The following is a 20,132-nucleotide window of genomic DNA, read 5'->3' as shown; positions in this document are numbered from 1 at the left end:
ATCAGCGCTCGAGACGGAAGTTCGAATGAATCTCAGTGCCTTCGTCCAGCCCTTGACTGGCGCTGTAGGCGAGATGCAGTGAGACGTGGTTTTGGTGGGTCAGCGTGTGCTTGAAATGCAGAATCAAGCCGGCGCCCACAACGTAGGCGGCGGGAGTGATCGGAAATACGTCCATTCCTCCATCGTTACGAAGGCTGCTCGAAATTCCTGACCACTCGCTTGTTCCTATTGCGAAGCCCGGTAAAAGAACTGTGAACTCAGCGCTTGGTTGAGGCGTGACTACTTCGTTATGCGTGATAGCGGTCCAGTTTGGCGGTGCCCAATGGTTGTTATGATGCCACTTGGTGTCCACATTGGTTACACCAAATGATAGGGCCTGCTCGGCTGATATGAGCTTTGGTCCGTAGTGCTCGTTGTGCCAAGCTTTGATTTCTGCGTGCAGTGAGGAGAATCTCGGAAGTTTCTTTTCAAGGTCCAGGATAATTTCAGAACGGGCCTCTCCATCGTTGATGCGATTGCCAAAGATGCTGCGTGCTGCCCAAAGCTCAATCGGCCTGTGAACGCGTTCATGTGCTTTGGCGTGAAGATACAGGCCTCCAGCAATGATTGCTGCTCCCGCGAGCAACAATGCAACTGCGGCCCATCCGGCGAAGGGCACAAACACCGTGGGCCCTGCTATTGCAAGCCCGGCCTCAAGGACGATGACAGAGCCAACAGCCATGCTTACTCCACCGGCTGACGTATAGCTGGCTGCAGTTGAATCACCATTATCGAGTTGGCGTTTCGTCTTGAGTCCATCAGAGAGCAAGCCAAAGCCAATTGCGGGATATCCCGCTAAGCGCGCAAATAGATTACTACTTAGGAACTTGATCACGCTGTTACCAAACGCCATCCCCGGCGCCGTCGAGCTCAATCTCAACATCACCGCCTTCTGCGTTGCGCGTACGCTAACCAATGTCGCCGCGGCCGCACCGATCACCCCAAAAATAGATGCCGCAAACCCCAGGGTGTATTCCGGCGCATTGCTTTTCTGCAGGCTGTTGTAAGCCGTCTTCAGCGAGATCACGTTGAACCACAGCATTCCAGCGTTCAGACCACCGCCTCCGCCCGACGTAAGCAACCCGAGCAAGTTGGGTTTAACCCGCGCAGTGGTGGTCAACTCAACCGCCACCGTCCGGTTGCCCGAAATACGCAGCTGCTTCATTTCCTCAACCTGCGCCATGCCGCTCTTCAAATACCGCTCCACCTCCTGGCTGAACGGGTTTTCCCGGATGGCCTGGTCGGTGATCTGGTAACGCGCCGCCAACAGCCCCAGCGCTTTCTCGGCATTGGCCTCACGCGCCGCCAGCAGTACTTGCTGACGCAGGGTATGGCTGGCATCCCAGCGGGTGTGACCACGCAGGCGTTTGAGCACCACGGCGTTGACGGACTGGGCCGTGAGATCGGTGATGTCGGCAATGGCCGGAAAACGCCCGGCCAGCCCTTCGATGACATTGTCGCTGCCACCCAGCACACTGCCGGCCGCATCGGCTTTGTCCTTGAAGGGGTTGAACGGCGCCAGGGCGGTGTAGAGCGGGCTGTCGTGCTGGTCCAGCCACTGTTCCAGGCGTTTGAAGCGCCGATCTTGGTCTTCGGTACCGGGTGCCGGCTGGCCCATCGGGTAAATCAGCAGGGCCAGGGCGATTTCGAGGCCACGGGCCGAGATGCGTTCGTTGCGGTCATAGCACGCCAGTGCGGCGGCCAGGCTGTAGGGGTCATCGATATGCGCAGCTTCGGCCGTGGCCAGCCACGTGTCGTGATCATGACTGGCTTGCAGGGCAAGTTTGCGCAGGCCTGCAATGCGCTGCTCCAGCTCATCGCGTTCGGCGAGGAACTGCAGGTATTTGTCGGTATCGATGCGCAGCGCCAAACGCGCACCGTTCGGGGAATAGTCCTTGTGAGTGAGGGCCCGGTAACGTGCCTCGGCCGGGGGGAGAGGACGTCCGGTGCGGGTGGACTGCAGTCTTATTTCGACCACTTCGGTAGCGGGCATATCCGCCGGGTACATCGTCTCCAGGGTTTTGTTCAGCAACAGGGCGACCAGGTTGCGATGGTGAAAATCGCGGCTCTGCTGACTGAGCCGTTCGGCATCCAGCTGATAGCACGCCGGTACGCCTTCCTGCTCGGTGCCTTGCGCGGGCTTGGTGTGTTCCAGCTGTTCGGCGGGCATCAGGTCATGCAGTTGGTGCTGGTAGGCCGAGACCGACAGGCTCAGGTCCAGGGCCACGCCTTCAGCATCAGCCAGCGCCACCACCACCGGTATTTTCGGCTGGGTGCTGGGATAGTCCCGGGCAATAGCGTTGAGCCTGCCGACGGACAAGGTGGTTGTGGACGCGTGGCTGCTCCAGGTCAGGGACATACGCCGGCTTGCCGGTTTGTAGTCTTCGACCCAGTTTTGCAGCGCACTGAGCGGCAGCACATGGGGCTGGGTGGAGGGGGCTTGGTTGCCGGCAATCAGCTCGGCCATGTCCAGCTGGCGCATATGCCGTTTGCGCAGGGTTGCTGAAGCGGTGATGCGGGCAGTCGTGGCGTTGGTCCACAGGTGCGGGCTGTAGCCGATCCACACTTCCTTGGCGGTGTCCGGGCGGGTGTCGGCCCATACCCAGCCCATGCTCTGGCTGGACAGGTAGCGTTCGCGCAAGTGGTAGCCTTCCAGGCCCTGGTAGCGCAACTCCTGGTAGCGTCCTTCGCCGTCGTACTCATGAATGACCAGTTTTTCGCCCTGGGGGCCTTTCATAAACACGTAGATGTAGCCTGGGCGCAGCGCGCGCAGGGTGTAGGACGAGTGCTGCAGCGGGGCGAAGCCTTGTTCCAGGTTGAAGCCTGCGCCTGCGTAGCGACAGGCAGGGGCATCGCCCGTACGCGGCACGATGGCATAGCGCACCGGCAGGATGGGCACGCGTGGGCTGCAGGCAGGGCCGGAGGTGGCACTGCCGACGGCGGCGTCAGTCATGGTTTAGCTCCTTGCGTGGGGCCAGTGTTTGATTGGCTGGACATGAGAGGTCCTTCGGATACGGCTGTCCTTGAACTAGACGGTGCTCGTCGTTGCCTGGCATCTTGGGAGTGGCCTGTCAGCTATCGCAGCATGACGGCGTTGAGCGCCTCGATTGGGGGCGGGGTTTTGGTGCTGACGTGTTCCGGGGAACGTTCGCATAAGGTCCTCGCTGGCTGGTAATGGCCGTACCGTCGTGCAGGCCCGTGGATGGCTGTTGCAGCCAGCCACGGGCGACGGTGACGCAGACCTGAAACACTAGCGAGGAACGGATTGTGGGTGGTCGACAGTGCTTCCCAAATCCGCGTAGGACGTTTCTCTGATTTTCCCTTTAAGGGCTATTTGGCAGCATTCGCTTACAGTTCTTGGGAGAACCTGCCTGAGGATGCCCCCATGCCCGAAGCCCGCGAGCAGATCGACGCCCGCATCGCCAGCCTTGCCGACTGGCGTGGTCCGCGAATGGCCCGACTCAGGGCGCTGATCCACCAGGCCGGGCTGCTCAATGCCAGTCTCCAGGGCGACTCCTGCCGGGCCATCGACCTGCATGAGGACGAGTGGCTCGACGAGCAGGCGTTCATCGCGCTGGTGCTCAACCTGGGGCAGTCCTGAATCACCACCCAGGCCTTGCGAGGGAGCAGGTGAGCGTCACACTGCCCGGGCGTTGAGCAGGCGCACGCCCAGGCCGATGAACAGCGCGCCGGTGGCGCGCTTGAACCAGGCGGCCAGGGGCGAAGCCTTCAGGCGCAGGCCGAAGCGCCAGGCGGTGAAACAGTAGAAGGAATGCACCAGGCAGACGATCAGTGCGCCGCTCAGGTACATTGCCGCGAACTGGCCGAAGATCGGCCGCCCGGGCTCGAGGAACTGCGGCAGGAAGGCGCAGAAGAACACCAGGGTCTTGGGATTGCTCACCGAGACCAGGAAGGCCTCCACGGCGATCCGCCATTGCGTCTGGGGTGGCGTCGCGACCACCTGGGCCGCCGGGGCGGCGGGGCCGCTATTACCCAGCAACTGGCGCAGGCCGAGGTAGATCAGGTAGCCGGCGCCGGCCAACTTCAGCACCAGGAACGCCGTGGGCAGCGAGATCAGCAGGGCGCCCACGCCCATGGCCACGGCGGTGATGGTCAGCAGTTGTGCGGTGAGGTTGCCGAACAGGGTCATGCCCATGCCCGAGGGGCCGTAGCGCAAAGCGTTGCGCACGGTCAGCAGGACGTTGGGGCCGGGGATCAGCGAGGTGAGCAGGTAGGCGAAGGAGAAGGTCAACCAGAGGTGCAGGGCCATGGAAGCGCGTCCTTTGCGCGGGGAAAGTCGAACAATGCCAGCAATCGGGGCGGACCGCCATGGGGGCTTGCGGACACATGAGCTGTGGATCTGCTGGGGACGGCGTGGGAGCGGCAGTGCGCCGATGCGACGCGCCCCGCGAACACCCGCGAAGCGGGTGCCAGGCATTGCGTAACTTTCATCGCGGGGCAAGCCCGCTCCCACGTTCTAGGCTCTACGCCCTAGACCCAGACCCAGACCCAGACCTAGACCTGAGCGTCAGCGTGGCAGGCGCCCGCTGACGAAGTGCGCCGCATCGTTGAACCCGGGCGTCGAGGCATGGCCGGGTGTCACCAGCGAGTCGATGAACGCTTCGTCCTCCGCCGTGATCTTCACCTCCAGCGCGCCGGCATAGGTGTCCCACTGCGCCTCGGTGCGCGGTCCGACGATGGCCGAGCTGACCAGGCGGTTGTTCAGCACCCAGGCGATGGCGAACTCGACGATGCCCACGCCCTTGGCCTCGGTGTAGGCATGGATCTTCTGGGCGATGGCCAGCGACTCCTGGCGCCATTCCACCTCCATGATGCGCTTGTCCTGGCGGCCGGCGCGGCTGCCCTGGTCCGGGGTCGAGCCGGGCGCGTACTTGCCGCTGAGCACGCCGCGGGCCAGCGGGCTGAACGGCACCACGCCCAGGCCATGGTAGGCGGCGGCGGTCAGTTGCTCGGGTTCGGCCTGGCGGTTGACGATGTTGTACAGCGGCTGGCTGACCACAGGCTTGGCCACGCCGAGTTTCTCCGCCAGGTTGCAGATCTCGGCGATGCGCCAGCCGCGGAAGTTGGACACGCCCCAGTAGCGGATCTTGCCCTGGGCCAGCAGGTCGCCGATGGCGCGCACGGTCTCCTCCAGCGGCACCGTGTGGTCCTCGCGGTGCAGGTAGTAGATGTCCAGGTAGTCGGTGCCCAGGCGCGTGAGGCTGGCCTCGATGGCATTGAACAGGTGCTTGCGCGACAGGCCGCTGCGGTTGGGCACGCCATCGGCCGGGCCGTAGCCGGCCTTGGAGGCGATGATCCAGTCGTGGCGGTTGCGCGCCACCGCCTCGCCGACGATCTCCTCGGAACGGCCGCCGTTGTAGACGTCGGCGGTGTCGACGAAATTGATGCCCTGGTCCCAGGCCTTGTCGATGATGCGCAGCGAGTCTTCGGTGCCGGTCTGCTCACCGAACATCATGCTGCCCAGGGTGAGGGCCGAGACGTGCAGGCCGGAGCGGCCGAGGGGGCGGTAGATCATTGCGAGTCATCCTTTCCTTACAGTGTGGGTGAACTTGTTTTACACAGTTCACCCCGGTAATGAAAGCTCGCGGTGGCAAAGGCAGGGCATGTGCTCAGCGTGTCGGCGGGCCGAGCAGTTCGCGTCTTATCTCCAGGGCAATGGTTGCATAACCCTTGCCGGTACCCCGGTTGCGCAACCCGTGGTCATGCTGGGCCGTCACGTCTTCCCAGCATTCGACCGACAGCAGCTGGCAGTAGCTGCTGTCGGTCTCGAGCTCGAAGTCTATGAAGCGTTCGGTATCGGTCAACAGGCTGCCCGTCAGGCTGGCCATGCCGGGGAAGTCGAACTCAAGGTCCAGCAGCAGGGAGCGTGTCCAGTCGATCCCGTGGCTTTCGGCGACGCGCAGCAGGGCAGGCGGTACCTCACGGGTGAGCCAGGGGCGTGCCGACTCTCTGATGCGATGGGCAGTGAGCAGGTTCTGTTCCTGCACATTGAGTTGTCGCTTCCTGAGCAGCCGCTGGATATCCAGGGAGCGCGAGTTCATCCGTCGGCTCCGCCGCGGCCCAGGGCCTGCAGAAAGTCCTGTTCGCCGTCTGCCTGCCACCAAGGGATGCGAACCTGGCCGCCTTGTTGCCGAAGTTGGCGCAGCAGCGACAGCAGGGCGTCGATTCGAGGCGCATCCCAGTCAGGCCCCATGCGATAGTCCAGTGTCAGGCCGTGCTCGCAGACCATCACGCCCAGGTCAGGGAGGGGCTGGCCATCGATGTCGATGCCCTTGGCCAGTACATGAAACGGATCGACAACACCGTCACTGACGCGTGAGGCATCCTGTGGGCCGGTAAAGGGCGTTTCACGCCCGCTTGCCTTGTCCCACAAGCTGCCGCAGTCCACCCTCGCACCGAGGGTGAACAGGCGTGCGAATGCGCTCGGCATATCCGCGCTCCGGGCAAAGTGGAGCTCGATTTCCGGCAGTGACCCGTCGTCATGGCTGAAGTAGCCTGCCAAGGGGTGTGCTTGTGGCGTCTCTGCAAGCGCCTGGGTACTGGCAAAGAGGTGGGCCTGGTGTTCGTGCCAGTCGAAGTGCACTGGGTCAATCTCCATGCGCTGGGGCGAGTCTGCGGCGTACTGTACGGCGACGAGCGCGCGGTTGCCACTGCCCGGGCAACGTCAGGTCTCAATCTGGCCAGGCATCGATCAGATCACGCGCCTCGCGGCTCGACAGTGGCCGTTTCAGCCGCTGCGACAGCACCGCCATGGCCCGTGCGTGGCCCTTGGCGATCACCGCCTCGACCTGGTCGTCCAGGCACTGCAGGGCGATGAAGTCGCCCTGTTCCGGGGTGCCGACGTACTCGATGCGGTTCCAGCCGCTGGCATGTCCGAGCACTTCGTAGGTGCGCCCGTGCTGGTAGGTCCAGAAGAACGGCACGTCGTCGTAGCGGCGGCGCTCGCCGAGCATGTTGGCGGCGGCGATCACCCCATGCTGTTGGGCCAGGCGCCAGTGCTCGATGCGCACCGGGCGTCCGGCCAGGGGAAAGGTGGCGATATCACCGGCCGCCCACAGGCCGTCGGCGGCCTGCAGATGGGCATCCACCGTCAGCGAACGGTCCTCGGCCAGGGGCAGGTCGTGCAGGTAGCCGGTGGCCGGGCTGACGCCGGTGCCGAGCAGCACCAGCGGGGTTGCCAGGCGCTCGCCAGTGGCCAGCAACACGGCCTCGACCCGCTCCCGGCCTTCGAAGCCGCTCACCTCGGTCGGCCCGTGGAATACCACGCCCTTGCGCTCGTGCAGCTCGCGCAGGGTCTGGCCGATGCGCTCGCCCAGCTGCCGGGCCAGCGGGATGGCGTGGCGCGTGACCACATGCACCTGCAGGCCGTATTTGCGCAGGGCGCTGGCGGCCTCCAGGCCGATGAAACCATCGCCGACGATCACCACCGGCTGGCCTGGTTCGGCCAGGTCGAGCAGTTGCGCGGCATCCGTGCGCGAGCGCAGCACGCAGATGCCGGGCAACTGCACGCCGGGGAGTTCGGGGCGCCTGGGCTTGCCGCCGGTGGCCAGCAGGGCGGCGTCGTACTTCAGCTGCTGGCCGTCGGCCAGGGTGATCACGCGCTTGCCGGCATCCAGGGCGCGCACCTTGCCGTGCAGGCGCTGCAGCTGGCCACGGCGCAAGGCGTCCGGGGCCAGCAGGGTCGGTACTTCGTCCACCGGCATCTGCCCGGCGATGACGAACTTGCTCAGGGCGGTGCGATCGTAGGCGTTCGGCTGTTCCTGGTCGATCCACAGCAGGCGCCCGGCAAAGCCATGCTCGAGCAAGGTGGCGATGGCGGCCGAGCCGGCGGCGCCGGCGCCCACCACGACGAAGGTGCGGGCGTCGCTGTGGCGCGGTGGCGCTGTCGCGGACAGCGGCTGGTCGTCGACCCAGACCTGGCCGTCCTTGAGCTGCACGGCATGGCGGCGCAGGCCGGTCAGGGCTGGCGGTTCGCACACCGCGCCCTCGTCCACGGCGAAGGCGGCCTTGTGCCAGGGGCAGACCAGCAGCCCGCCACACACCGCGCCTTCTTCCAGGGGGGCGCCCTCATGCGGGCAGTTGGCTTGGTAGGCCTTCACCAACTCGCCCTGGCGCACCAGGACGATGTCCTCGGTGCCGGCCTGGACGCGCAGGGGGCGGTGTTCCTCGAGCTGGTCGAGGCTGGCCACGGCGTGCAGGGTCATGGCGGATCTCCTCAGGCGTTGTGTTTCATTTGACGCCTGCCATGGGCCCGGGCTGCGACGAGCCGACGATCGGAGATGGCCATTACAACTTTTCACAAAAACTTCAAATGAGACTAAATTGACTCAAAACAAATGTGTAAGTACCATTCGCGCCAATTTTAGTTAACGGCTCGGGTGAGTTCATGAGCAATTTGCGTGCAATAGGCGTGGCCAGCTGGCTGGCAGTGGCAGTAGCCCTGGCTGGCTGCGGGGCGGCCGACGAACAGCAGGTCGGCGCTGAAACGGCGTTTCCGGTGGAAATCGTGACCGTGGCCGCCGAGCCACTGGCCCTGGCCTCGACCTTGCCAGGTCGGGTCGAGCCGATGCGGGTGGCCGAGGTGCGTGCCCGGGTGGCCGGTATCGTCCTGCACAAGCGTTTCGAGGAAGGTGCCGACGTCAAGGCCGGCGATGTGCTGTTCCAGATCGACCCGGCGCCGTTCAAGGCGGCCCTGGCCCGCGTCGAGGCCGACCTGGCCCGGGCCCAGGCCGTGCAGCAGGAAGCCCAGGCGCGGGTAAAACGCTATGAGCCGCTGGTGAAGATCGAGGCGGTGAGCCAGCAGGACTTCGACAGCGCCACCGCCGAGCTGCGCAGCGCCCAGGCTGCCGTGCGTTCGGCCCAGGCCGACGTGCAGACCGCGCGCCTGAACCTGGGCTACGCCACGGTCACCGCGCCGATTTCCGGGCGCATCGGTCGCGCCCTGGCCACCGAAGGCGCGCTGGTCGGGCAGGGCGACGCCACGCTGATGGCGCGCATCCAGCAGCTCGACCCAATCTATGTCGACTTCACCCAGTCCGCGGCCGACGCCCTGCGCCTGCGCCAGGCCCTCAAGGACGGCGCTCTGGGTGGCGGCGACGACAAGGCGCTGACCGCCCAGGTGGAAGGCACCGACTACCAGCGCCAGGGCGCGCTGATGTTCACCGACGTGGCGGTCGACCGCGGCACCGGCCAGGTCACCCTGCGCGGGCGCTTCGACAATGCCGACGGCATTCTCCTGCCGGGCATGTACGTGCGCGTGCGCACCCCCCAGGGCACCGACCAGCAGGCCACCCTGGTGCCGCAACGCGCCGTGCAGCGCGGCAGCGACGGCGAGGCACGGGTGATGGTGGTCGGCACCGGCAACCTGGCCGAGGCGCGCAGCGTGCGCACCGGCGTGATGCACGGTTCGCGCTGGCAGGTCGTCGAAGGCCTGCGCGGCGGTGACCAGGTCATCGTCGGCAGCCCGGCCGGCCTGGCCCCGGGCATGCCCGTGGTGCCAGCGCAGGCGCAGCCGGTCGCGGCGAAATAAGGCGAGGGTAGCGAGATGTCCAAGTTCTTCATCAATCGGCCGAACTTCGCCTGGGTCGTGGCGCTGTTCATTTCCCTGGCCGGCCTGCTGGTGATCCCGGCGTTGCCGGTGGCCCAGTACCCCAGCGTGGCACCGCCACAGATTTCCATCACCGCCAGCTACCCGGGCGCTTCGGCCAAGGTGCTGGTGGAGTCGGTGACCAGCATCATCGAGGAGTCGCTCAACGGCGCCAAGGGCCTGCTGTACTACGAGTCCACCAACAACTCCAACGGCGTCGCCGAGGTGCTGGTGACCTTCGAGCCCGGCACCGAACCGGACATGGCCCAGGTCGATGTGCAGAACCGCCTGAAGAAGGCCGAGGCGCGCATGCCCCAGGCGGTGCTGACCCAGGGCCTGAAGGTGGAGCAGGCCAGTTCCGGCTTCCTGCTGATCTACGCCCTGACCAGCAAGGCCGGCGACCGCGGCGACACCACGGCCCTGGCCGACTACGCCGCGCGCAACATCAACAACGAACTGCTGCGCGTGCCGGGCGTGGGCAAGCTGCAGTTCTTCTCTTCGGAGGCGGCCATGCGGGTCTGGGTCGATCCGCAGAAACTGGTGGGCTATGGCCTGTCCATCGATGACGTCAACAACGCCATCCGCGGCCAGAACGTCCAGGTGCCGGCCGGCAGCTTCGGCAGCACGCCGGGCGCCAGCGAACAGGAGCTGACCGCGACCCTGGCGGTGCAGGGTACCCTCGATACTCCCGAGGCCTTCGCCGGTATCGTCCTGCGCGCCAACCCGGACGGCTCCAGCGTGCGCCTGGGCGATGTCGCGCGCCTGGCCATCGGTAGCGAGAACTACAACCTGTCCTCGCGCCTGAACGGCCACCCGGCCGTGGCCGGCGCGGTGCAGCTGGCGCCCGGCGCGAACGCCATCCAGACCGCGACGCTGGTCAAGGAGCGCCTGGCGGAGCTTGCGCAGTTCTTCCCCGAGGGCGTCGAGTATTCGGTGCCCTACGACACCTCGCGCTTCGTCGACGTGGCCATCGAGAAGGTGATCCATACCCTGATCGAAGCCATGGTGCTGGTGTTCCTGGTGATGTTCCTGTTCCTGCAGAACGTGCGCTACACCCTGATCCCGTCGATCGTGGTGCCGGTGTGCCTGCTGGGCACGCTGATGATCATGAAGCTGCTCGGCTTCTCGGTGAACATGATGACCATGTTCGGCATGGTGCTGGCCATCGGCATCCTGGTGGACGACGCCATCGTGGTGGTGGAGAACGTCGAGCGGCTGATGGCCGAGGAGGGCCTGTCGCCGGTGGACGCGACCATCAAGGCGATGGCGCAGGTGTCCGGGGCAATCATCGGTATCACCATGGTCTTGGCGGCGGTGTTCCTGCCGCTGGCGTTCATGTCCGGTTCCGTGGGGGTGATCTACCAGCAGTTCTCGGTGTCGCTGGCGGTGTCGATCCTGTTCTCCGGCTTCCTCGCCCTGACCTTCACCCCGGCGCTGTGCGCCACGCTGCTCAAGCCGGTGCCCCATGGTCACCATGAGAAGGGCGGTTTCTTCGGTGCCTTCAACCGCGCCTTCGCCCGCGTGACCGAGCGTTACTCGGTGATGAACAGCGCCCTGGTGGCCCGCGCCGGCCGCTGGATGCTGGCCTATGTCGGCATCCTGGTGGTGCTCGGTTATTCCTATCTGCGTCTGCCGGAAGCCTTCGTGCCTTCGGAGGACCTGGGCTACAGCATTGTCGACGTGCAACTGCCGCCGGGCGCCAGCCGGGTGCGTACCGACCACACCGCCGAGGCGCTGGAGCAATTCCTGATGTCCCGCGAGGCGACGGCCAGCTCGTTCATCGTCAGCGGTTTCAGCTTCTCGGGCCAGGGCGACAACGCCGCGCTGGCGTTCCCCACCTTCAAGGACTGGTCCCTGCGCGGCCCCGAGCAATCGGCCGAGGCGGAAACTGCCGCCATCAACGCTCAGTTCGCCGCCAACGGCGACGGCGCTATCACCGCGGTCATGCCGCCGCCGATCGACGGCCTGGGCAACTCCGGCGGTTTCGCCCTGCGCCTGATGGACCGTGGCGGCCTGGGCCGCGAAGCGCTGCTGGCGGCCCGCGACCAGCTGCTGGCCCGCGCCAACGGCAACCCGGTGATCCTCTACGCGATGATGGAAGGCCTGGCCGAGGCGCCGCAGCTGCGCGTGCAGATCGACCGCGAGAAGGCTCGCGCCCTGGGTGTGAGCTTCGAAACCATCAACAGCACTCTGGCCACCGCTTTCGGTTCGGCGGTGATCAACGACTTCACCAACGCCGGGCGCCAGCAGCGCGTGGTGGTGCAGGCCGAGCAGGGCGAGCGCATGACCCCGGAAAGCGTGCTGCGCCTGTATGCGCCCAACGCCAGTGGCGAGCAGGTGCCGTTCAGCGCCTTCGTCACCACGAAATGGGAAGAGGGCCCGGTGCAGCTGGTGCGCTACAACGGCTATCCGTCGATCCGCATCGCCGGTGACGCCGCGCCCGGCCACAGCACCGGCCAGGCAATGGCCGAGATGGAGCGTCTGGTCAGCGAGCTGCCGCCCGGCATCGGCTACGCCTGGACGGGCCTGTCGTACCAGGAGAAGGTCTCCAGCGGCCAGGCCACGGCCTTGTTCGCCCTGGCCATCCTGGTGGTGTTCCTGCTGCTGGTGGCGCTGTACGAAAGCTGGGCGATCCCGCTGACGGTGATGCTGATCGTGCCGATCGGCGCCTTGGGCGCGGTGTGGGCGGTGATGCTTACCGGGCTGCCTAATGACGTGTACTTCAAGGTCGGCCTGATCACCATCATTGGCCTGGCGGCGAAGAACGCCATCCTGATCGTCGAGTTCGCCAAGGAACTGTGGGAGAAGGGCTACAGCCTGAGCGACGCCGCCATCGAGGCCGCGCGCCTGCGTTTCCGCCCGATCGTGATGACCTCCATGGCCTTCATCCTCGGCGTGGTGCCGCTGGCCATCGCCACCGGCGCCGGTGCGGCCAGTCAGCGCGCCATCGGTACCGGGGTGATCGGCGGCATGCTCAGCGCCACCTTGCTGGGCGTGGTGTTCGTGCCGATCTGTTTCGTATTCGTGCTCAAGCTGCTCAAGCGCAAGCCGGCCCCCGTGCAACACGCTGTCGAGGTAACCCAGTGATGCTCATGCGCAATCTTGCAATTCCGTTCGCGCTGGCCGTCACCTTGGCCGGCTGCTCCCTGGCACCGACCTACCAGCGCCCCGAGGCGCCGGTGGCGACCGCGTGGGGCGATGCCGCCGGCCATCACGGCCAGGCGGTGGAGCAACTGGACTGGCAGGCGTTCATCGTCGACCCGTCCCTGCGCCAGCTGGTGGGGACCGCGCTGGACAACAACCGCTCGCTGCGCCAGACCCTGCTGGATATCGAGCAGGCCCGCGCGCAGTACCGTATCCAGCGTGCTGACCGGGTGCCGGGCTTGAATGCCGGGGCTTCCGGCAACCGCCAGCACTTGCCGGCGGACCTGTCGAGCAACGGTCGCGAGGGTGTCAGCAGTACTTACCAGGTGGGCCTGTCGCTGCCCGAATACGAAGTTGACCTGTTTGGCCGGGTGAAAAGCCTGAGTGACGCGGCCCTGGAACAGTACCTGGCCACCGAGGAAGTTGGCCGTGCCGCGCGCATTGCCCTGATCGCCGAAGTGAGTCAGGCCTACCTGACCCTGGACGGCGCCGAGCGGCGCCTGGCGCTGACCCGCCAGACCCTGGCCAGCCGCGAGGATTCGCTGGCCCTGGTGGGGCAGCGCCGCGCAGCTGGCACGGCCACCGCGCTGGATCACCAGGAAGCGTTGGGGCTGGTCGAGCAGTCTCGCGCCGAGCTGGAAGGCATCGTGCGCGAGCAGCGCCAGGCTTACAACGCCCTGGTGCTGCTGCTGGGCAGTGCGGACGCGGCGAAGGCGATCCCGGCCGAGCGCAGCGAGGCGCCGCTGGTCCTGCAGGACATCGCCCCGGGCGCGCCGTCGGCGCTGATCGAGCGCCGCCCGGACATTCTCGCCGCCGAACATCGGCTGCGGGCACGTAACGCCGATATCGGCGCGGCGCGGGCGGCGTTCTTCCCGCGGATCAGCCTGACCGGCAGCTTCGGCACTTCCAGCGCGCAGATGTCCGGGCTGTTCGACGGTGGTTCGCGCACTTGGAGCTTCATGCCGCAGCTGTCGCTGCCGCTGTTCGACGCCGGGCGCAACAAGGCCGGCCTGAGCCTGGCCGAGGCGCGCAAGGATTCGGCGGTGGCGGCGTATGAAGGCACGATCCAGACCGCCTTCCGCGAAGTGGCCGACGCCCTGGCCGCCACCGACACCCTGCGCCGCGAGGAAGCGGCGCGGCGGGCCCTGGCTGACACCAGCCGGGCGACCGTGGCGCTGGCCAGGGCGCGCTACGAGGGCGGCGTGGACAGCCACCTGCGTTACCTGGATGCGCAGCGCAGCGGTTATGTCAACGAAGCGGCCTTCATCCAGGCCAGCACCCAGCGCCAGCTGGCGTTGGTCGATCTGTTCCGTGCCCTGGGCGGTGGCTGGCCGGACAAGGGCTGAAAGACTCCTTTGGTTGGGGATTCCAACCGCTCGGCCCCGGGGGATCTTTGCCCCGGGGCTTTTTTGCCTCTAAGAATGGGGTAGGCAGGGCCGACGTAATCGCGGGGCAAGCCCGCTCCCACGGAGCACGCGTATTTCTGCGAGAGTGGGCTTTCGTGGGAGCGGGCTTGCCCCGCGATCGAGGTGTCAATCCTGCAACAGATCCGGGCTGTTGAAGTTGCTCAATCGCGGATCGTCCTCGCCACACTCCAGCCCCTGGACGCTCGCCTTCAGCAAGGCCTTCTGCAAACTCCGCTCACCCGCCTGCCAGGCCTGCTCCAGCAGTGGCAGCAACCGCCGCGGCAACACACTGAACATCGGCTGCCAATACCCACCTTGGCGCACCATGGCCGCGCTGTCGTGGGCCACTGCCAGGGCCAGCAGGTCCTCGATCAAGGCCCGGTCGATCCGTGGTGCATCGCAGGCCAGCAGCACTACCCACTCATGTCGCGCCACCTTGAGCCCGCTGATTACTCCGGCCAGCGGACCGGGAAAGTCCGCTTCGGCATCGCCGACAAGCTGGTCTGCATAAATCGCATAGGCCGCCTGGTTGCGGTTGCAGGAAATCACCAGGTCATCGCTGAGCGGCCGCACGGCACGTTGCACATGGGCCACCAACGGCTCGCCGCGCCAGGCCACCAGGCCCTTGTCGCGGCCGCCCATGCGCTGGCCACGGCCTCCGGCGAGGATGAGGATGGAGCAGGGGGGGAGGGCGTCAGGCATGAAAAAGGGTTCCGGGCAGTCAATGTCGGGAACCCTCCCATTTACCGCGGGGCTTGTCCAGTCAGGCCTCGTGGGTGGCTGCTTCGGCCGTCCTTGTCCGGCCACGCCCGGCCAGGCGCATCACCACGACGAAGAACACCGGCACGAACACCACGGCGAAGGTGGCGCTGAGCATGCCGCCGATCACCCCGGTACCGATCGCCTGCTGGCTGGCCGAGCTGGCGCCGCTGGCGATGGCCAGGGGCACCACGCCGAGGATGAACGCCAGCGAGGTCATCACGATCGGGCGCAGGCGCAGGCGCGCGGCCTGGATCGCCGCGTCCACCGCGTCGTGCCCCTGGTCCACCAGGTCCTTGGCGAACTCGATGATCAGGATGGCGTTCTTTGCCGACAGGCCGATCAAGGTGATCAGGCCGACCTTGAAGAACACGTCGTTGGGCATCCCGTGCAGGGTCACGGCGAGTACCGCGCCGAGCACGCCCAGGGGTACCACCAGCAGCACCGCGGTGGGGATCGACCAGCTTTCGTACAGTGCCGCCAGGCACAGGAACACCACCAGCAGCGACAACGCCATCAGCAGCGGCGCCTGGCTGCCGGACAGCCGCTCCTGCAGCGACAGGCCGGTCCATTCCAGGCCGGAGCCGGCCGGCAGTTGGGCGACCAGGCGCTCGACCTCGGCCATTGCCTCACCGGAGCTGAAGCCGGCCGCCGGCTCGCCGGAGATCGACACCGCCGGGTAGCCGTTGTAGCGGGTCAGTTGCACCGGGCCGGACTGCCAGTGGGCCGTGACGAAGGCGCCCAGGGGCACCATCTTGCCGCTGTTGTTGCGCACGTGGATTTTCAGCAGGTCCTCGACCTGGCTGCGTCGGTCGCCTTCGGCCTGCACCACCACCCGCTGCATGCGGCCCTGGTTGGGGAAGTCGTTGACGTAGTTGGAACCCACCGCGGTGTCGAGCACCGCGCCGATATCGGCGAACGACACGCCCAGGGCGTTGGCCTGGCGTCGATCGATTTCCAGTTCCACCTGGGGGCTTTCCGCCAACGAGGCTTCGCGCACGTTGACCAGCACCTTGCTCTTGCGCGCCGCCTCCAGCAGTTGGTCGCGGGCCTCCATGAGCACGGTGTGGCCCATGCCGCCACGGTCCTGCAGGCGGAACTCGAAACCGGTCGACTCGCCCAGTCCATCCACCGGCGGCGGCAGCACCGCATAGGCGATGGCGTCCTTGAGCTGGGTGAAGGCCATGGTCGCGCGGTCGGCGATGGACTGCGCGCTGTCGTCGCCCCCGCGCTCGGACCAGTCCTTCAGGGTGGTAAAGGCCAGCGCCGCGTTCTGCCCGCTGCCGGAGAAGCTGAAACCGAGGATCAGCGTGGTGTTGGCCACCCCCGGTTCTTCGGCGTTGTGCGCCTCGATCTGCTGCGCCACCTCGATGGTACGGGCCTGGCTGGCACCCGGCGGCAGCTGGATGTCGGTGATGGTGTAGCCCTGGTCTTCGGTGGGCAGGAAGGCGGTGGGCAGCTGGCTGAAGCCGTAGCCGAGCACCGCCAGCAGCGCGGCATACACCAGCAGGTAGCGGCCGCTGCGGGCCAGGGCGTGGGTCACCCAGCGCTGGTAGCCGTTGCTCATGCCCTCGAAGCGGCGGTTGAACCAGCCGAAGAAACCCTTGCGCTCATGGTGCTCGCCCTTTTCCAGCGGCTTGAGCAGGGTGGCGCACAGGGCCGGGGTCAGGCTCAGGGCGAGGAACGCCGAGAACAGGATCGACACCGCCATCGACACCGAGAACTGCTGGTAGATCACGCCCACCGAGCCTTTCATGAAGGCCATCGGCAGGAACACCGCCACCAGCACCAGGGTGATGCCGACGATGGCGCCGCTGATCTGGCCCATGGCCTTGCGCGTGGCTTCCTTCGGCGGCAGGCCTTCCTCGGCCATGATCCGCTCGACGTTCTCCACCACGACGATGGCATCGTCGACCAGGATTCCGATGGCCAACACCATGCCGAACAGGGTCAGCACGTTGATCGAGAAGCCCAGCGCGTTCATCACCGCGAAGGTGCCCATCAGTGCCACCGGCACCACCAGGGTCGGGATCAGGGTGTAACGGAAGTTCTGCAGGAACAGGAACATCACCGCGAACACCAGCACCATGGCCTCGACCAGGGTGTTGATCACCTGCTTGATCGAGACCTTGACGAACGGCGAGGTGTCATAGGGGATGTCGTACTTCACCCCGGCCGGGAAGTAGCGCGCCAGCTCGTCGAGCTTCTGCTTGACCAGGCCCGCGGTTTCCATGGCGTTGGCGCCGGGCGACAGCTTGACGCTGAAGGCGCTGGTGGCCTTGCCGTTCAGGCGCGTGCCGTACTGGTACTCCTGGGCGCCGATCTCGACCCGGGCGACATCACCGACGGTGACGGTCGAGCCGTCGGTGTTGGCGCGCAGGACGATGGCGGCGAATTCCTCGGGGGTGCTCAGCTGGCCCTTGACCACCACGTTGGCGGTGATCTCCTGGGTCGGCCGGCTGGGCAGGTCGCCGATGCTGCCGGGGGCGACCTGGGCGTTCTGCGCGGCGATGGCCTCGGCCACGTCGTTGGGCGTGAGATTGAAGCCGACCAGCTTGGCCGGGTCGATCCAGATGCGCATGGCCCGCTCCGAGCCGTACAGCTGTGCCTTGCCGACGCCCTTGATGCGGCGGATCTCGTTCATCACGTTGCGCGCGAGGATGTCCGACAGGGCGATCTCGTCGAGGCTGCCGTCCTCGGAGGTGAGGGTGGCCAGCAGCAGGAAGCCGGTGGACACCTTTTCCACCTGCAGGCCTTGCTGGGTCACCGGGCGCGGCAGGCGCGACTCGATCACCTTGAGGCGGTTCTGCACGTCGACCTGGGCCATGTCCGGGTTGGTGCCGGGCTGGAAGCTGGCGGTGATGGTGGCGCTGCCCAGGCTGCTCTGCGACTCGAAGTAGAGCAGGTTGTCGGCACCATTGAGCTCCTGCTCGATGATGCTGACCACGCTCTCGTCCATGGTCGCCGCCGAGGCGCCCGGGTAGACGGCGTAGATTTCCACCTGCGGCGGCGCCACGTCGGGGTACTGGGCTACCGGCAGCTGCGGGATGGCCAGGGCGCCGACCAGGAGGATGAACAGGGCGACCACCCAGGCGAATACCGGGCGGTCGATGAAGAACTGCGGCATGGATCAGGCCCTCATTGGCCGTTGTGTTGGGCGACCGCGGAGGCGCCCGGTTGCTCGTCGACCTGGACCTGGTCGCCAGCCTTGACGTGTTGCAGGCCCTCGACCACCACCCGATCGCCGGGGACCAGGCCCTCGCTGACGATCCAGCGATCACCCTGGGCGCTGCCCAGCACCACCTGGCGTTCGCTGATGCGCGCCTGCGGGTCGACCAGCAGCACCTTGGGCACGCCGGCGCTGTCGCGCAGGATCGCCCGTTGCGGCACGCTGATGCCCTGGGGCTGCACCGCCTGGTCCAGGCGCACGCGCACATAGCTGCCCGGCAGCAGGTCGAGGTCGGGATTGGGGAACTCGCTGCGCAGGGTGATCTGGTTGGTGCTCGGGTCGACGCTGATGTCCGAGAACAGCAGCTTGCCGGCCAGCGGGTAGGCGCTGCCGTCGTCCTGGATCAGCGTGGCCTTGACCTGGTCCTGGCCGACCTGGCGCAGTTCGCCGGCGCGCAAGGCACGGCGCAGGGCATTGAGCTCGCGGGTCGACTGGGTGACGTCGGCATGGATCGGGTTAAGCTGCTGGATGGTGGCCAGCGGCGTGGTCTCGCTCTGCCCGACCAGCGCGCCCTCGGTCACCAGGGCGCGGCCGATGCGCCCGGAAATCGGCGCGGTGACGGTGGCGTAGCCCAGGTTCAGGCGTGCCCGTTCCAGCGCCGCCTTGGCTTCGCCGACCGCGGCGTCGGCCTGGAGGAAGGCGGCGCGGGCGTTGTCGTACTCCTGGCGGCTGACCGCCTTGTCGTCGACCAGCTCGCGGTAGCGCTGTTCCTGCAGGCGGGCCTGGTACAGGGTTGCCTCGGCCTTGGCCAGGGTGGCGCGGGCGCTGTCGAAGTCGGCCTTGAATGGCGCCGGGTCGATCAGGAACAAGACGTCGCCCTGTTTCACGTCGCTGCCTTCGCGGTACACCCGCTTGAGCACCACGCCGGCTACCCGGGCGCGCACCTCGGCGGTACGTGGCGCGAGGATGCGGCCGCTCAGTTCAGTGCTGATCGCCAATGGCTGCACGGCCAGGGTCTCGACCCGGACCTGGGAAGGCGGGGCCTGTTCTTCCTGTTCGGCGGCGTCGTTGCAACCGGCCAGGGAAAGGGTCATCAGCGCCAGCAGCGCCAGGGGGCGCAGGCGCGAAGGGCAGGGAATGGACATACGGATCTTCCAGGTTTGATCCAGCGTATGCTAAAGCAGCCGTTCGGGTGGCGGCTGTTAAGCTGTGTTGGGCGTATGTGAAAAAGTGTGAACAATCGGCGGTGGCCCGCCCGGGATTCTATATCCTGCCTTACTTCAATCTTTCGTCAAATCCCCTTATGCCGAACATTCTCCTGGTCGAAGACGACAGCGCGTTGTCCGAACTGATCGCCAGCTACCTGCAACGCAACGATTTCCATGTCCGGGTGATTGCCCGCGGCGACCATGTGCTGGACGAATTCCGCCGGCAGAAACCGGACCTGGTGATCCTCGACCTGATGCTGCCGGGCCTCGACGGCCTGCAGGTGTGCCGCCTGCTGCGCCAGGAAACCCAGGGCCTGCCGATCCTCATGCTGACCGCCCGTGACGACAGCCACGACCAGGTGCTGGGGCTGGAAATGGGCGCCGACGACTACGTCACCAAGCCGTGCGAACCCCGGGTGCTGCTGGCCAGGGTGCGCACCCTGCTGCGCCGCAGCAGCGTCAACGAGCCGCGCCTGGACAGCGACCTGATCCAGGTCGGCGGCCTGCGCATCGACCTGGCCGAGCGCACGGTCAGCTGGCGCGGCGAGGAGGTGGAGCTGTCCAGCGGCGAGTACAACCTGCTGGTGGTGCTGGCGCGCAACGCCGGCGAGGTGATGAGCCGCGACCGCATCCTCCAGCAGTTGCGCGGCATCGAGTTCAACGGCACCGACCGTTCGGTGGATGTGGCCATCTCCAAGCTGCGCCGGCGCTTCGACGATAGCGCCGGCGAGGCGCGCAAGATCAAGACCGTGTGGGGCAAGGGGTATCTGTTCAGCCGGGTCGAGTGGGAGTACTGACAG

General features: G+C 66.4%; 14 protein-coding genes. 5 read left to right on the top strand and 9 right to left on the bottom strand.

The window, feature by feature from the left end:
• Nucleotide 1: 1 nt before the first annotated feature.
• Nucleotides 2–2,992, bottom strand: coding sequence for a T6SS effector BTH_I2691 family protein (locus tag K2O50_RS15480; RefSeq protein WP_220689825.1), 2,991 nt, complete (start codon nucleotides 2,990–2,992; stop codon nucleotides 2–4).
• Nucleotides 2,993–3,424: 432 nt separating this feature from the next.
• Here K2O50_RS15480 and K2O50_RS15475 point away from each other — a divergent pair, with 432 nt between their 5' ends.
• On the top strand, nucleotides 3,425–3,640 hold the full coding sequence (locus K2O50_RS15475) for a hypothetical protein (RefSeq protein ID WP_050705895.1): 216 nt from the start codon (nucleotides 3,425–3,427) through the stop codon (nucleotides 3,638–3,640).
• A gap of 36 nt (nucleotides 3,641–3,676) precedes the next feature.
• Here K2O50_RS15475 and K2O50_RS15470 read toward each other — a convergent pair whose 3' ends face one another.
• The 5 genes from K2O50_RS15470 to K2O50_RS15450 form a co-directional block, all read right to left on the bottom strand.
• On the bottom strand, nucleotides 3,677–4,309 hold the full coding sequence (locus tag K2O50_RS15470; RefSeq protein WP_050705894.1) for a LysE family translocator: 633 nt from the start codon (nucleotides 4,307–4,309) through the stop codon (nucleotides 3,677–3,679).
• A gap of 258 nt (nucleotides 4,310–4,567) precedes the next feature.
• Nucleotides 4,568–5,575 (bottom strand): aldo/keto reductase, encoded by a 1,008-nt coding sequence (locus K2O50_RS15465; RefSeq protein WP_220689824.1) that lies wholly within the window; start codon nucleotides 5,573–5,575, stop codon nucleotides 4,568–4,570.
• Nucleotides 5,576–5,669: 94 nt separating this feature from the next.
• A complete protein-coding gene (locus K2O50_RS15460; RefSeq protein ID WP_256206000.1) occupies nucleotides 5,670–6,101 on the bottom strand; it encodes a hypothetical protein in 432 nt (143 codons plus the stop codon).
• Entirely contained in the window at nucleotides 6,098–6,643 is a 546-nt protein-coding gene (locus tag K2O50_RS15455; RefSeq protein ID WP_052895925.1) for a hypothetical protein, read from the bottom strand. Before K2O50_RS15455 ends, K2O50_RS15460 begins: the two co-directional genes overlap by 4 nt.
• An 88-nt stretch (nucleotides 6,644–6,731) precedes the next feature.
• Complete coding sequence (locus K2O50_RS15450) at nucleotides 6,732–8,264, bottom strand: FAD-dependent oxidoreductase (RefSeq protein WP_050705888.1); 1,533 nt, start codon at nucleotides 8,262–8,264, stop codon at nucleotides 6,732–6,734.
• A 182-nt stretch (nucleotides 8,265–8,446) separates the two neighbouring features.
• On the opposite strand from K2O50_RS15450, the gene K2O50_RS15445 reads away from it, so the two are divergent.
• Genes K2O50_RS15445 through K2O50_RS15435 form a run of 3 tightly spaced genes read left to right on the top strand, consistent with a single transcriptional unit; the run spans nucleotide 8,447 to nucleotide 14,136 of the window.
• Nucleotides 8,447–9,589: a MexC family multidrug efflux RND transporter periplasmic adaptor subunit gene (locus K2O50_RS15445; RefSeq protein ID WP_050705887.1), complete on the top strand. Its 1,143-nt coding sequence runs from the start codon at nucleotides 8,447–8,449 to the stop codon at nucleotides 9,587–9,589.
• A 15-nt stretch (nucleotides 9,590–9,604) separates the two neighbouring features.
• Nucleotides 9,605–12,733, top strand: a complete 3,129-nt coding sequence (locus K2O50_RS15440) for an efflux RND transporter permease subunit (protein WP_050705886.1) — start codon at nucleotides 9,605–9,607, stop codon at nucleotides 12,731–12,733.
• On the top strand, nucleotides 12,733–14,136 hold the full coding sequence (locus K2O50_RS15435) for an efflux transporter outer membrane subunit (RefSeq protein WP_052792719.1): 1,404 nt from the start codon (nucleotides 12,733–12,735) through the stop codon (nucleotides 14,134–14,136). Before K2O50_RS15440 ends, K2O50_RS15435 begins: the two co-directional genes overlap by 1 nt.
• A gap of 186 nt (nucleotides 14,137–14,322) precedes the next feature.
• Here K2O50_RS15435 and mobA read toward each other — a convergent pair whose 3' ends face one another.
• From mobA to K2O50_RS15420, 3 genes are all read right to left on the bottom strand, one after another.
• The gene (mobA, locus tag K2O50_RS15430) at nucleotides 14,323–14,898 is read right to left on the bottom strand and encodes a molybdenum cofactor guanylyltransferase MobA (protein WP_050705885.1); all 576 of its coding nucleotides are present in this window, start codon (nucleotides 14,896–14,898) and stop codon (nucleotides 14,323–14,325) included.
• A 61-nt stretch (nucleotides 14,899–14,959) separates the two neighbouring features.
• Nucleotides 14,960–18,082 carry an efflux RND transporter permease subunit gene (locus tag K2O50_RS15425; protein WP_050705884.1) on the bottom strand — a complete coding sequence of 1,041 codons (3,123 nt, stop codon included), beginning with the start codon at nucleotides 18,080–18,082 and terminating at the stop codon, nucleotides 14,960–14,962.
• Between the two features lie 11 nt (nucleotides 18,083–18,093).
• A complete protein-coding gene (locus tag K2O50_RS15420) occupies nucleotides 18,094–19,269 on the bottom strand; it encodes an efflux RND transporter periplasmic adaptor subunit (protein WP_050705883.1) in 1,176 nt (391 codons plus the stop codon).
• Nucleotides 19,270–19,427: 158 nt separating this feature from the next.
• Here K2O50_RS15420 and K2O50_RS15415 point away from each other — a divergent pair, with 158 nt between their 5' ends.
• Nucleotides 19,428–20,129 carry a response regulator transcription factor gene (locus tag K2O50_RS15415; RefSeq protein WP_050705882.1) on the top strand — a complete coding sequence of 234 codons (702 nt, stop codon included), beginning with the start codon at nucleotides 19,428–19,430 and terminating at the stop codon, nucleotides 20,127–20,129.
• The last annotated feature ends 3 nt before the right edge of the window (nucleotides 20,130–20,132 follow it).

The sequence above is a fragment of the Pseudomonas sp. 2hn genome (assembly GCF_019646095.1).
Taxonomy (GTDB): Bacteria; Pseudomonadota; Gammaproteobacteria; order Pseudomonadales; family Pseudomonadaceae; genus Aquipseudomonas; species Aquipseudomonas peradeniyensis.
Note: the sequence above shows the minus strand (reverse complement) of the source record. Positions and strands in the feature narration are given on the sequence as shown.

Excerpts from the sequence above, each read along its gene's own strand:
- K2O50_RS15480 (WP_220689825.1), bottom strand. The coding sequence starts at position 2,992 with ATGACTGACGCCGCCGTCGGCAGTGCCACCTCCGGCCCTGCCTGCAGC.
- K2O50_RS15475 (WP_050705895.1), top strand. The coding sequence starts at position 3,425 with ATGCCCGAAGCCCGCGAGCAGATCGACGCCCGCATCGCCAGCCTTGCC.
- K2O50_RS15470 (WP_050705894.1), bottom strand. The coding sequence starts at position 4,309 with ATGGCCCTGCACCTCTGGTTGACCTTCTCCTTCGCCTACCTGCTCACC.
- K2O50_RS15465 (WP_220689824.1), bottom strand. The coding sequence starts at position 5,575 with ATGATCTACCGCCCCCTCGGCCGCTCCGGCCTGCACGTCTCGGCCCTC.
- K2O50_RS15460 (WP_256206000.1), bottom strand. The coding sequence starts at position 6,101 with ATGAACTCGCGCTCCCTGGATATCCAGCGGCTGCTCAGGAAGCGACAA.
- K2O50_RS15450 (WP_050705888.1), bottom strand. The coding sequence starts at position 8,264 with ATGACCCTGCACGCCGTGGCCAGCCTCGACCAGCTCGAGGAACACCGC.
- K2O50_RS15445 (WP_050705887.1), top strand. The coding sequence starts at position 8,447 with ATGAGCAATTTGCGTGCAATAGGCGTGGCCAGCTGGCTGGCAGTGGCA.
- K2O50_RS15440 (WP_050705886.1), top strand. The coding sequence starts at position 9,605 with ATGTCCAAGTTCTTCATCAATCGGCCGAACTTCGCCTGGGTCGTGGCG.
- K2O50_RS15435 (WP_052792719.1), top strand. The coding sequence starts at position 12,733 with ATGCTCATGCGCAATCTTGCAATTCCGTTCGCGCTGGCCGTCACCTTG.
- mobA (WP_050705885.1), bottom strand. The coding sequence starts at position 14,898 with ATGCCTGACGCCCTCCCCCCCTGCTCCATCCTCATCCTCGCCGGAGGC.
- K2O50_RS15425 (WP_050705884.1), bottom strand. The coding sequence starts at position 18,082 with ATGCCGCAGTTCTTCATCGACCGCCCGGTATTCGCCTGGGTGGTCGCC.
- K2O50_RS15420 (WP_050705883.1), bottom strand. The coding sequence starts at position 19,269 with ATGTCCATTCCCTGCCCTTCGCGCCTGCGCCCCCTGGCGCTGCTGGCG.
- K2O50_RS15415 (WP_050705882.1), top strand. The coding sequence starts at position 19,428 with ATGCCGAACATTCTCCTGGTCGAAGACGACAGCGCGTTGTCCGAACTG.